Here is a 13,868-nt window from a genome sequence, read left to right as displayed (position 1 = left end):
TCCTTAAAGACTTTGATTGGACAAGGTTCTAATTTGGTACTTTTTTTATTTTTTAACTCTAACAAACTAAACTGTATGAGACACATTTTACGTGTAAGCCTATTAGTGGCTACGTGCTTGTCGGTTCTTCTGGCAAGAGCGCAAGACAAGGTGGTGACAGGGAAAGTCACCTCGGCAGAAGATGGGGTAGGGATGCCTGGTGTCGCTGTTGCCGTTAAAGGCACAACCAAAGGAACAAACTCTGACGTTGAAGGCAACTATCGGTTGGCTGTTCCTGACAATGCAACGTTGGTTTTTAGTTTTGTAGGCTTTACTATTTTAGAAGAAAAAGTAAACGGCCGCTCAGAAATCAACGTTCAGCTAAAACCTGAAACAAGAAGTTTGTCTGAGGTAGTCGTAACGGGTTATGGCTCACAAATCAAGCGTGAATTAACGGGAAACATTGCCAAAATTCGTCCTTCTGACATTCAAGACATGCCTGTCAATACCTTCGACCAAGCCATCCAAGGTAAGGCTGCTGGGGTACAAGTGACGGCAGGTTCGTCGAAACTAGGTCAAGCGATTCAGGTGCGGGTACGTGGTAACTCCTCAGTATCAGCTTCTAATCAGCCTTTGTATGTGTTGGATGGAATCCCCGTAACTACCCAAAACTTGAGTAACAACGGAGGTGCGACCAACCCATTGGCGGATATTAACCCGCAAGACATTGAGTCGATTGAAGTGTTGAAAGATGCTTCTGCGGCAGCCATTTACGGCTCGCGCGCGGCCAATGGCGTTGTGCTTATTACGACCAAACGTGGTAAATCAGGGCGTACAAACATCAATTTTGGCTATCAGTTTGGCTCAAGCAAGCCTACGAAGCAAGTGAAGTTTTTGAATACCGAACAGTATTTGAAATTATACCGCCAAGCTGCTGCTAACTCTGACCGTATCGATGGCCTTGATCCTAAAGCCGCTGATTCGTACACGGCTTACATGGAAGACTTCTTCCAAACGCAAAGTTTAGGAACATTTGGTACTGCCAACCAAGCAAGTACCGACTGGGGTGGTTTGGCTTACCAAAAAGCACCTATGAGCCAGTATGACTTAAATATCAGTGGAGGAAATGACAAAACTTCGTTCTTTGTGTCGGGACAATTGCTTGACCAAAAAGGGATTTTGATTGGAAACGCCCTCAACCGTATGTCGGGCCGTATCAACCTCGACCAAAAAGTATCTGATCGTTTCCGCATGGGAATCAACATGAGCATGGCCCGTACGTTGAACAATCGTTTATCGGGCGACCGCCAGTTTGATAACCCGATTCAGATGGTAGCTTTGCCTCCGATGACCCCACAGAACGACCCAGAAACGGGCCTTCCAGTAGGAACGCCTCCAGGTGATATTTCGATTCCTGTGTATTATAACCCACTTATCAACATTGGTAATGCCTACTACAATACAACCGTTAGCCGCAGTATCAGCAGCATATATGGCCAATTGATGATTGTAAAAGGATTGAATTTCCGTTCTGAACTAGGGGTGGATGTACTGAACCAGCAAGAAGAGTCTTACTATAACAGTAAAACACAACGTAACTTTGGGGCGCCTAGTGGTCTGGGCGAAAATGCCTTTACTCGGGTTGAAAACTACAATACCAACAACTATTTTACGTACAATAATAGCTTCGGAAAACATACCATTGACGGAACGTTGGGGATGTCTTATCAGCAATCGCAAGAAAAATTTGCCCTTACCCAAGGCCAAGATTTTCCTTCGGATGCGTACCGTATGATTGCGAGTGCGGCCCGTAAAACGGCTGGTACTTCTACCGAAACAAACTTCCGTTTCTTGTCGTATTTTGCCCGTGCCAACTACAAATTCAACGACCGTTACCTCTTAGGATTGAGCGCACGTATCGACGGTTCGTCACGTTTCGGACGCGACAGCCGTTACGGTTTCTTCCCTGCGGTTTCGGCGGGTTGGGTACTTTCGGAAGAAAGCTTCTTGCAAAACAATGCTGTTATCAGTTTCTTGAAACTTCGTGCTAGTTACGGACGTACAGGTAATGCCGAAATCGGAAACTTCCCACAACTTGGACTATACACAGGAGATGCCGCTTATGCAGGTTTGCCAGGCCAGCGCCCTTCGCAGTTGGCTAACCCTGATTTGAAATGGGAAACTTCAGACCAAGTTGATATTGGTATCGACTTTGGTATCCTTAACAACCGTATCAGTGGGGAAATCGATTACTACAACAAACAAACCTCAGGACTTTTGTTGAACGTAAACGTACCTGGTACGACTGGTTTTACGACCCAAGTGAAAAACGTAGGTCGTTTGGAAAACAAAGGGGTTGAGTTTGTGTTAAACACCGACAACTTAGTAGGCGCATTTAAGTGGAAAACAAGCATCAACTTGGCCGCTAACCGCAACAAAATTACCGATTTGCAAGGACAGATTATCGAAGCGGGTCTTAACAACATGAGCCGTGCCGTAGAAGGACAACCACTCGGTACATTCTTTACCGCAGAATACGCAGGTGTAGATCGTGCCAACGGAGACGCTCTTTGGTATAAAAACGTGACCAATGCAGATGGTACAATCGACCGTAGCACAACAAATAGCTACAACCAAGCACAACGCGTAGTGGTGGGTAATCCACAGCCCAAACTTATTGGTGGTTTGACAAACACCTTTAGCTATAAAGGATTTGATTTGAGTATCTTCTTCAATGGCGTGTTTGGTAACAAACTCAATTTCTACGGCGTAGGACGTTTCTCGTCGGCCAACGCTCGTTTTGAAGACAACCAAACAGCTGACCAGTTGGATTCTTGGACTCAAGACAATCCAGGGGCTCAGTTCCCAGAAGCGCGTTTGTTCTTCAACAACGGAGCGCAACCTTCGAGCCGTTTTATCCAAGATGGTTCATTTGTTCGTTTGCGTAACGTGACACTTTCATACAGTTTGCCAAAATCATTGTTGAACAAAGCCAAAATCAACAGTGTGCGTTTGTTCTTGACGGGTCAAAACTTGTTGACCTTCACGAAATACACAGGTTGGGATCCAGAAGTAAATGCCGACGACATCGTAACCAACATTGCGCAAGGCTATGACTTCTACACGGCACCTCAAGCGAAAACCATCACGGGGGGTATCAACATTGGTTTCTAATTTTTCAACACTTTGATTTTTCACACAATGAATACATCCATTAAATCTTTTGTACTTGCAGGCTCAGTAATGCTCTTGAGCGCTGCTTGTGCCAACCGACTCGATGTACAGCCAACTCAAAGTATCGACGAATCGACAGCGTTGGCAACCGAACAAGACGTAACCGTAACCCTCGTAGGTGCTTACGACGGCATGAGTAGCATCAATGTATATGGTGGTGCTTTCCAATACATGGGCGACCTTCTTGGAGATGACCGTGAGGTGGTTTTTGGAGGAACATTTACGACGTTGGACGAACTATGGCGTAAAACCATGACGCCAGGAAACGCCCAAACTACGCTCACTTGGAACAACTCGTACGCGGCTATTAACCGTGCCAACAACGTCTTGAGTGCGCTCGATAAGGTAAGTACTGCCAACCGAGGTCTTGTTGAAGGTCAAGCGCGGTTTATTCGTGCAGCGGTTTATTTTGAACTCGTACGTTTGTATGCCAAAGCATGGGGTGATGGTGACAATGCCACTAACCCAGGCGTACCGTTGGTGTTGACACCTACTCGTGCTGTCACTGACGAAGATTACAGAGCGCGTAATAGCGTTGCAGAAGTGTATGCTCAAATCATTGATGACCTCACAAAAGCGGAGCAATTGTCGAAGTACCCACCTGCCATTGCCCTTTTGTCACGCGTGTATTTGATGCAAGGAAACTATGCTTCAGCGCGTGATGCGGCCAACCGTGTGATTGCATCGGGGCAATTTGAACTTGAGCCTGATTTTGCGAATGCTTTTGTTGATGATAACAACGAAAGCATCTTCAGCATCGTCGTGACCGACCAAGATGGTGCCAACGATATGAATACTTATTACGCTTCTGCCTTGAACCAAGGGCGTGGTGATATTCGTGTTCAAACAAAACACTTGGCACTCTACGAAGCAGGTGACTTGCGCGGTAAGTTTTTTGATACTAGCAACGGAGGATCACGTACGTTTACTAGCAAATTCAACGACCGTTTTGGTGACGTTCCCGTGCTTCGTTTGGCGGAAATGTACCTTACACGCGCCGAAGCAAATTTCCGCTTAGGAACAACGGTAGGAGCTGCGCCTTTGGCCGATATCAACTTGATTCGCGAACGGGCTGGTTTAGAACCACTTACATCGTTGACGATTGCGGCTGTTTTGAAAGAGCGTAAATTGGAATTAGCGTTTGAAGGTCAACAAATCCATGACATCAAGCGTACCAAAGGAACGGTTGGAACAACAGTTTTCAGCGCCAACAACTTGGTTTGCCCAATTCCACAACGTGAGATTGATACTAACAAAAAATTAGTACAAAACCCAGGTTATTAATCACTTGGGAGTTTCTTTATCAACAATTTGAAGAGTAGTTCAGACACGTCGCATATTAATTTGTGCGACGTGTTTATTTTATTCGTAAATCGCTTTTGATACCATTGTTTTAGACAGTATGACGAATCGCCACGAGCTTTTTTATAATTACCTTGCCCAAACGTCTGATTTCCCGCTTGCACTTGACATCGACCGTGCGGAGGGCATCTACCTTTATGGCGCCAACGGCGAAAAATACGTTGATATGATCTCGGGGATTGGCGTCAGCAATGTCGGCCACCGCCATCCGCATGTGCTGAAAGCCATTCATCAGCAGTTAGACAAATACCTGCACCTCATGGTGTATGGCGAATACATTGAAACACCCCAAGTCAAACTAGCGGAGGCGTTGGTTGGAACTTTACGACCCCACCCCATGCCCCCCTGTGAGGGAGGGGAACTATTGAATCTTCCTCCCTTACAGGGGAGGGTAGAGGAGGGGTTAGACAATGTCTATTTCACCAACTCAGGCGCGGAAGCCGTCGAAGGTGCCATGAAACTCGCCAAACGATTTACGGGGCGAAGCGAAATCATTTCTTGTTTCAATGCCTATCACGGTAGCACCCAAGGCGCTTTGAGTTTGGCAGGGGCGGAGTTTTTTAAACGCAATTTTCGCCCGTTGCTTCCCGATGTTCGTCACATTCGCTTTGGCGTGTTGGAAGACCTTGCCCTAATTACTAACCGAACAGCTGCCATCATCATCGAAGTGATTTCGGGCGAAGCGGGGGTTCGGGTTCCCGACGCTGCGTACCACCAAGCTTTGCGCGCGCGCTGTACGGAAACGGGTACTTTGTTGGTTTATGATGAAATTCAGACGGGATTTGGGCGAACGGGAACGTTCTGGGCGTTTGAGCAATTTGGAGTAGCTCCCGATATTTTACTGTGCGCCAAAGGCATGGGGGGCGGAATGCCCATTGGAGCGTTTATTTCGTCCAAAGACATTATGTCGGTTTTTAAAAATAATCCCATTTTAGGACATATCACTACCTTTGGTGGACATTCTGTGAGTTGTGCTTCTTCATTGGCTACGCTAGAAGTGATTCATTCAGAGGGGCTTGCTGAAAGTGCCGTCGCTAAAGGGCAGCTTATTCGTGACTTATTACAGCATCCTTCCATCAAAGAAATTCGGGGAAAAGGACTGATGTTAGCGGTCGAATTTGAGTCGTTTGAAGTGCTAAAACCCATCATCGACCGAGCGATATTGCGGGCAAAACAGGGAACAGGAGTGATAACCGATTGGTTTTTGTTTTGCGATAACTCGATGCGAATTGCACCGCCGCTTGTTATTACAGATGACCAAATTAGGGAAGCGTGTAATATCATTTTAGAAGCAATAGATTGACAAATTTTAATACCTTTGTGGCCTCAATCTACCAATCATCTACCAGTATATATTGACGGGCAAGTTGTCCGTACCACAAATCAAATGGATACCCGATTTTTAGGAGTGGGTGTGGCTTTAGTTACCCCCTTCGACACCAACCACGATATTGATTACACTGCGCTCAAAAAACTCATTGATTTTGTAAGCGATGGCGGTGTAAACTACCTTGTTGTTCAAGGTACAACGGGCGAAACCTCGACCACTACTGCTCAAGAGAAGCTCGATTTGTTGAAGTTTGTTCAAGATAATAATGCCAAAAAGCTCCCAATTGTATATGGTTTAGGTGGTAACAACACCCGTGCTGTGTTGGAAACGTTGAAACAAACCGACCTTTCGGGGGTAGATGTTATTTTGTCGGTATGTCCTTATTACAATAAACCCTCACAGCGTGGTTTGATTGCTCACTTTACGGCCATTGCCGACGCGAGTCCCGTACCTGTGTTGTTGTATAACGTACCTGGGCGTACGGTGGTAAACATGAAAATCGAAACCATTGTAGAACTCGCCAAACACCCCAACATCATTGGTATCAAAGACGCGTGCGCCAATTTTGATCAATATATGGAGTTGGCCAAACTGTGCCCAAGCGACTTTTTATTGATTTCGGGAGACGATAACCACGTTTCGCCCATGATTAGCATTGGCTGGAAAGGTGTTATTTCGGTGATTGCCAACGCTTTCCCGAAAGAATTTACGGAGATGACGTGGCACGCCCTCGAAAATCGTCCTGACGAAGCCGCCGCCATTCAGTACCGTTTCTTAGATATGGACGGCCCGTTGTATGCAGAATCAAATCCTGTAGGTATCAAAAAATGCCTTGAAATTAAAGGGATATGCAGTAGCGAGGTACGTTTACCATTGGTGAAAGCTTCGGACGAGCTAGGTGTTCAGCTTACGACGATTATGACCCGCGAAGGGTTGTTGTAGTCAATAAAGACCTCTTGATAATCAAAAAGCGGCTGCTCTCATAAGGGCAGCCGCTTTTTGATTATCTTCAAGTATGGAAACTACTACGGCAACATAAACACCGCATTAGAAAACAGCAGCTTACCGTTGTACCAGAAACCACGGAAAAGTGGGTTGTTGGCGATGTAAACGATTTTGCCACGTCCTACTTCTTCCACGCCTAAGAAAAGAGAATTAGGAAGCTTTTCTTTTACGTTTTTACCCGTAAAGCCAGCTACGTAGCCATCTTTTTCGCTTTTTAAATAGCCAACGTTCCAACCGTTTTTCAAGAAATCGTAGTTATAAACGTTGTTGACAAGGGCAAAATAGTGGTCGGGATACCCAAATGCCAATGGATGCGTGTTGTCCAATTTGATTTTATAGATACTTCCTGGCGACTCGTCTGACACCGACTCACGCTCACGGTTGGCAAACGCCTTTAGGTGATCGTCATCGTTCTTTTTGTCCGTTTTTTTGCTATCATCTTTTTTGTTTTTCAAGCCAAAACCTTCTTTGTCGGCCAAAAGAGAAGTAGCGTTTTCTAACAAAATCAAACGACCACCACTGCGAAGCCATTCACGCAAAGCTGGGAATTGACTTTCACGAATAAGTGAGCCAAAGCCTGATGGAACAATTAATACGTCCAATTTTGCAAAGGGAATACCTGCGCCGAAACGGCTGTTGGGGTCGATGAGCGTCAGCGGATAGCTGAGTTCTTGGTCGAAGAAATGCCAGATTTCGCCTACGTTGGTAGCGGTTGTTCCTTCACCTGCAAGTAGTCCAACCCGTGGGGTTGATTTGAGATTATAGACATAATCAGAGCCAAAATCCGAGCCTTTTGACGCCGCACCACTTTCGGTGGCACTGAGTGCTACGCCAAATTTAGTGGCTTCGGCCTGTACAATCTTGTCGAACGAATCGCCTAAGCCTTCGTTTCCTGCTCTGGTAATAATGAGGGTACCTGCGGCGTAGGTTTTACCTCCCATGTCAAACGTTTTTTCGGCCGCTCGAACCCGTACTTTTTGTTTTGAAATAGCGGCTAAAAACTTGGCATCTTCCGCCGATTTCCACGAAACAATATAAGCGTAAGGCTTTCCGCTGATGGCGGGTTGTGGGTTGCTGGCTGGCGCTTGTTGGCTTGGTGTGAGGCGCTCTTTTACGCCGTAGGTTTTTACACCGTATGCCAATGGTACACACCACGATGTGATGTCATATGTAATAGAATCTTCAAGCATTGGCTTGATTTCAAACAAAATCTTCAATAAGTTTGACTTGGGTTGGTAAGCACTGATGACCAAGTCGCCTGCTTCAGTTTTAAATGGCTCGTCTTTCTGGGTCAAATAGTTGTAGCCAGTCAATGCACGGTTGTCATTGGCGTATCCATAGCGGATTTGGTTTTTATCCAACAACGTTTTCAACGCTTTTACGCGGCCTTCGTCGCCTGCTGTTTTTACAACGTATGATTTATAAAGACCAATGGGACTATTTTGGTTGCGGTCGTAGAATTTCACAAACTCTTCTACTACTTTCCCCGAACGGTCAGCGATGGCTTCCATGGTGGCAATACTTGCCGCCGATACGTGCGCTACGCGGTGGGTCAAGCGAAGGGTATCTCCTTCTTCGGGGCGTTCGTAGGCCAATCCAGCGATGCCGCCACCGCCTTGCTCGTAGGTCATGGCAATCGCACCGTTGTAAGTAGGCCAAGTATCACCATAACTTGGGTAAAACAAATCGAAACGCTCGCGGGTATAATAGAGCCAGTTGTTGCGGTCAAAGTAGCGTTTGTTGTAGGTACCTACAACATCCTGCATTTCACGTTGCCACGGTGTGATGTCCTCGTGGTAAGGTTTGGCCGATGGAGCAAAATAGTAAGGGCTGTTGGGACCCATTTCGTGGAAGTCGCCGTGTACTTGCGGCATCCATTGTTGAAAAGCCGCCACGAGTTGTTGCATAATCTCTTGGGTCTGCCAAGCCCAGTCGCGGTTAGGGTCAAACAGATAGTGATTCCAACGACCTCCTGGCCAAGGTTCGCCATGTTCCCAAGCTGAGGTATTGGCATTGGCTGTCACACCCACTTTTTGATTGTACCAGTTGACGTAGCGGTCGTGGCCGTCGGGGTTAAGGCAAGGAGCCAAGATAACCACAGTATTTTTTAGAATCTTGTCGGCTACAGCTCCACCTGCCAACAATTCGTGTAATACTTTGGGAAATGCGGCCGAATTGGTTACTTCGTTTCCGTGGACGTTGTAGCTCATCCATACAATGGCAGGACGTGTTTTGCTGGTCGGTTGGCCAGCCATCAAGCCAATGCTTTTGAGGTTGTCGGTACGGATTTGGTCAATATTTTTAATGTTTTCTTCCGAACTCACCACCATCATCATCAATGGGCGTTTTTCGAAGGTCTGTCCGTAAGACATCAGTTTCACTTTAGAAGGAACTTGCTGAGAAGCGTGCACCGCATACTGATACAGACGGTGGGTAGGGACCATTTGCTCGCCAGGAGCAAAGCCAAAAAATTGGGTGGGTGATTGAAGCTGGGCTAGCGATTGTAAGCTCAAAAGTAAGCCCGTCAAAAACAATAAGGGTTTTCTCATAGAGGTCTTTAGTTGGGATGAATAGTGCCGAATGCTTGGTTTGATATAACAATTAGAAATGAATGGCCAAAAATACGCAAACTTTAAAGATACCATAAAATTATTGGACAAGCCTGAAAGAAAAAGAGATGTAGCTGCTTTTAATGGAAACTAATCCTTCTACTTTTTATGAACTCTCGTCGTGATTTTCTTCGCCAAGTGGGCGGGTCTGCTCTTACGTTGTCTTTGGCTACTACTACTTTTCCCGAACACGCCCTCGCCGCCGATGGTAAGCAGCTTGGGGTGGCTTTGGTGGGTTTGGGAAGCTATGCCGACCGCGTGGCAACGGCCATGAAAGACTGTAAACTGGCAAAACTCATAGGAGGTGTCACAGGAACCCCCGCCAAAATTGATACTTGGTCAGCCAAGTTTGGATTGGACAAAGCTAACTTTTACAGCTATCAGAATTTTGAACAACTGAAAAATAATCCTGCCATCGACGCGGTGTATATTACGCTCCCCAACTCTATGCACCACGAATACGTGATTCGGGCGGCCAAAATGGGGAAACACGTAATTTGTGAAAAACCTATGTCGGTGACGGTCAAAGAAGCCGAAGAAATGATTGCGGCCTGTAAAAAAGCAAACGTAAAACTATATATAGGTTATCGATTACATTTTGAACCTTACACGCGTGAGCTGATTCGCTTGCGCAAATCGGGCGAACTAGGAAAAATTTTGCACGTAAATACGTATGATGGATTTAAAATAGGTGATCCTACCCAATGGCGCCTCAAAAAAGCTTTAGCAGGGGGCGGCGCTATGATGGACGTGGGGATTTACTGCATCAACGGCGCTCGTTATGCCACGGGCGAAGAACCGATTTGGGTATCGGCGGAAGAAACCAAAACCGACCCCGTTAAATTCAAGGAGGTTGACGAAACCATCACTTGGCAAATGGGCTTTCCTAGTGGTGCTATCGCATCGTGCGTGACTACTTATAATTTCAATAACCTAGAACGGCTTTATGTTATTGGGGAAAAAGGCTTTGTAGAACTCGGGCCAGCGTTTGGTTACGGACCTATTAAAGGGCGTACCAACCAAGGCGCAATGAGTTGGGACACCACCAAAATGCACCAAACGTGGCAAATGGATGGCTTGGCTGATTGTATTCTCAACGGTAAACCCGATCCTAATATGACGGGAGAAGAGGGACTCAAAGACATGAAAGTGATTGAAGCCGTTTACAAATCCATCGCTGCGGGGGGCAAAAAGATTTCACTGGTCTAGCCCACTGATTGTCAGTGTACATACAGGTCGGGGTGTGAGCACCCCGACTCACCCGAGCAAAGGGGTGCTCACACCCCGACCCCACACCTAGGTCAGACGACAGTCAGACCGAAACCTAGTATTTCAGACGACGGTCAGACCGAAACCTAGTATTTCAGACGACAGTCAGACCGAAACCTAGTATTTTGCCTCTGGTTATAAACGAATTGTAAAAAAATACCCATAAATCTATTCAAAACTTCATTTGAGCTTAACTTTTGCGTGAAATTGGGGTAATACCACGAAGGTATTTTTGCGGCTTAATCCATTTCGCTTATGCAAAAGATACTTTTACCCCTCACGCTATTGTTGTTTGTATATGCTTGTGCCGACCACCGTCTCGACCCAGCATTTAATGAAAATCCAGCTACGTTTTCTGAAATTGCGAGCATTGACATCGGTGATGTAGGTGCGGCCGAAATCAGCGCGTATGATCCCACTACTGGACGTTTGTTTGTAGTGAATAACGGCACCGTTAATAAAATTGACATCCTAGAAGTATCCACCAATAGCCAACTGAAAGTTATTGGAAACATCAGTATGGCTCCTTATGGTGGAGCGGTTAATAGCCTAAGTATTTACAACGGCAAACTTGCCGCCGCCATTGAATCTTCGACTAAAACTGATCCAGGGAAGGTCGTTGTGTTTAGCACCATTGACCAAAAAGAACTCAAAGTAATTCCAGTAGGTGCTTTGCCTGACATGGTTACATTTTCTCCTGATGGTCGTTATATACTTACTGCCAACGAAGGAGAACCCAACGACGCCTACACCATCGACCCCGTCGGAAGTGTTTCTATCATTTCGGTGGATGACAATTATTCTGTAAAAACCCTTGATTTCTCAGGTTTTGCTCCTCAACAAGCAGCCCTTAGAGCCCAAGGGTTTCGTATTTTTGGGCTCAATGCCAGTTTTGCCCAAGATATTGAGCCAGAATATATTACCGTCTCGGAAGATTCAAAAACGGCTTGGGTGACGTTGCAAGAAAACAACGCCATTGCCAAAATTGACCTTACGTCAAAAACGATTAGCACTATTTTTCCGTTGGGCTTCAAAAATTATAACCTTGATGAAAACGCCATTGACGTAAGCGACCAAGACAATGCCATTGCGTTGAAAAAATGGCCTGCTTTTGGGATGTATCAGCCCGATGCCATTGCCGTTCTTGAGTCGGGTGGTGTGCCTTATCTTTTCACCGCCAACGAAGGTGACGCCCGCGAGTACACTGGTTTTTCTGAAATCCGTCGTGTAAATCACAGTTCAGTCGTTCTTGATCCAGCAGTTTTCCCGAACGCCGCAACCCTCAAAACGAATACTCAAATGGGTCGCTTGAATATTACGACTACCCTCGGTAACACCGACGGTGACACTGAATATGAGGCAATTTATTCGTTGGGAGCTCGCTCGTTTAGCGTTTGGAACGGAAATACAGGAAGCCAAGTGTTTGACAGCAAAAATGAGCTTGAAGTACGCAGCATTGCTGCGGGAGTTTATGACGATGCCCGTAGCGACGACAAAGGTGTCGAACCTGAAGGCATTGCCATTGGCCAAGTAGGGACGCGCAAAGTAGCTTTTGTGGGCATGGAACGTGCTGATGCAGTGGCTATTTACGACGTTACTAACCCTACTGCTCCCGTATTTTTACAACTCCTAAAGACAGGAGATGCACCCGAAGGCGTTTTGTTTGTCCCCGCAAACCAAAGCCCACTCAAGAAAAGCTTATTGATTGTCAGCAGTGAAAACGACGGCGTTATCAAAATTTACCGTCCTCAATAAGGTTTCCACCAAAAACAACAACGGCGTTGTCTATTTTTAGGCAGCGCCGTTGTTGTTTTTGGTGCTAAATTCCTGAAAAATCGTTATGTTTCGTGTTCAAACATCATCAACATGAAACATCTTTACCTGCCCTTTTTGTTGAGTCTATCGCTTTGCGCTTTTGCCCAAAAACCCTCGCTTTCAAGCCTAAAAGAAACGATTCAGGCCCATCTCAAAACCGTAGAAGGTGAATTTGGCGTGGCCTTTAAAGACTTACAGACCCAAGAAACCCTTTTTTTTAACGAACGTGAAAATTTCCACGCGGCTAGTACCATGAAAACGCCCGTGATGATTGAGGTCTTTAAACAAGCCAAAGCCAAGAAATTCAAACTTACGGATTCGATTTTGGTCAAAAATGAGTTCAGAAGCATTGTCGATGGCAGCCCGTTTAAGCTTGACATTAGCGACGACAGCGCCGACGATATGTATCGCCAAATTGGCAAAAAAATGACGATTTATGACCTCACCTACCAAATGATTATTGTGAGTAGTAACCTTGCCACGAATATTTTGATAGACCTTGTCGATGCCAAAAATGCCAATGCGACCATGCGTCAACTTGGGGCACAGGATATTCAGGTTCTGCGAGGTGTGGAAGACACCAAAGCGTTTCAGAAAGGGCTCAACAACTCCGTCACGGCTTATGATTTGATGCTTATTTTTGAAAAAATTGCGTTGAAAAAAGTGGTCAATAAAAAAGCCTGTGATGCCATGGTTCGCATTTTGCTTGACCAAAAATTCAACGAAATTATTCCTGCCCAACTTCCCAACAACGTCAAAGTAGCCCACAAAACGGGTTCTATTACGGGAGTTCAGCACGACTCGGGCATCGTATTTTTTCCCGATGGACGAAAATATGTGCTAGTTTTATTGTCAAAAAAATTAACCAACCCCAAAGAAGGAGTAAAAGCACTCGCGGATATTTCAAGGCTGATTTATGAGGCAGTAAAATAAGTTTGGGCTATTTTTGGAAGGTTTAGGGGCGCTAATCGTAAGTTTAGTAAAAAAATTTGTGTTAAAAAGAAGGTAGAACATAGCCTTTTTTAGCCTTTTCGTGGGCTTTTTGATGATTTTTGTCTTTTTTTCAATGAAATGTATTTCTTTCTACCAGAATAAGTCACTAACTTTGTAGAGTTGTTTAAACGACTGCCGCCCAAATAGGCTGTCTTTAAGTAAACTAGAAGCTACTACATTTACTAATGATGTTACTTCTTATTATAAGAAGAGTCAAAATAAAGAGTTTTTCATAACGTTGAGTAAAGTCAAAAAGCCGCGCGGATCTTCTG

Annotated in this window: 8 protein-coding genes; 7 read left to right on the top strand and 1 reads right to left on the bottom strand. The window is 45.5% G+C overall.

Going from position 1 to position 13,868, the window contains the following annotated elements; all coding sequences use genetic code 11:
• The first annotated feature begins 75 nt into the window (after nt 1–75).
• The 4 genes from AC23P2_RS11770 to dapA all read left to right on the top strand — a co-directional run bounded on the left by AC23P2_RS11770 (nt 76) and on the right by dapA (nt 6,847).
• On the top strand, nt 76–3,153 hold the full coding sequence (locus AC23P2_RS11770; protein ID WP_487773376.1) for a SusC/RagA family TonB-linked outer membrane protein: 3,078 nt from the start codon (nt 76–78) through the stop codon (nt 3,151–3,153).
• A 27-nt stretch (nt 3,154–3,180) separates the two neighbouring features.
• The gene (locus tag AC23P2_RS11765) at nt 3,181–4,497 is read left to right on the top strand and encodes a RagB/SusD family nutrient uptake outer membrane protein (RefSeq protein ID WP_487773375.1); all 1,317 of its coding nucleotides are present in this window, start codon (nt 3,181–3,183) and stop codon (nt 4,495–4,497) included.
• 118 nt (nt 4,498–4,615) lie between these two features.
• On the top strand, nt 4,616–5,878 hold the full coding sequence (locus AC23P2_RS11760) for an aspartate aminotransferase family protein (protein ID WP_487773374.1): 1,263 nt from the start codon (nt 4,616–4,618) through the stop codon (nt 5,876–5,878).
• An 84-nt stretch (nt 5,879–5,962) separates the two neighbouring features.
• Nucleotides 5,963–6,847, top strand: coding sequence for a 4-hydroxy-tetrahydrodipicolinate synthase (gene dapA / locus AC23P2_RS11755; RefSeq protein ID WP_487773373.1), 885 nt, complete (start codon nt 5,963–5,965; stop codon nt 6,845–6,847).
• Between the two features lie 83 nt (nt 6,848–6,930).
• On the opposite strand, the gene AC23P2_RS11750 is transcribed toward dapA, so the two are convergent.
• Nucleotides 6,931–9,459: a M14 family metallopeptidase gene (locus tag AC23P2_RS11750; protein WP_487773372.1), complete on the bottom strand. Its 2,529-nt coding sequence runs from the start codon at nt 9,457–9,459 to the stop codon at nt 6,931–6,933.
• A 168-nt stretch (nt 9,460–9,627) separates the two neighbouring features.
• On the opposite strand from AC23P2_RS11750, the gene AC23P2_RS11745 reads away from it, so the two are divergent.
• From AC23P2_RS11745 to AC23P2_RS11735, 3 genes are all read left to right on the top strand, one after another.
• Entirely contained in the window at nt 9,628–10,728 is a 1,101-nt protein-coding gene (locus AC23P2_RS11745) for a Gfo/Idh/MocA family protein (RefSeq protein WP_487773371.1), read from the top strand.
• 315 nt (nt 10,729–11,043) lie between these two features.
• Nucleotides 11,044–12,543 (top strand): choice-of-anchor I family protein, encoded by a 1,500-nt coding sequence (locus tag AC23P2_RS11740; RefSeq protein WP_487773370.1) that lies wholly within the window; start codon nt 11,044–11,046, stop codon nt 12,541–12,543.
• 111 nt (nt 12,544–12,654) lie between these two features.
• Complete coding sequence (locus AC23P2_RS11735) at nt 12,655–13,536, top strand: serine hydrolase (RefSeq protein ID WP_487773369.1); 882 nt, start codon at nt 12,655–12,657, stop codon at nt 13,534–13,536.
• Nucleotides 13,537–13,868: the final 332 nt, after the last annotated feature.

This window comes from Runella sp. R0.1_18, assembly GCF_057652155.1.
Note: the sequence above shows the minus strand (reverse complement) of the source record. Positions and strands in the feature narration are given on the sequence as shown.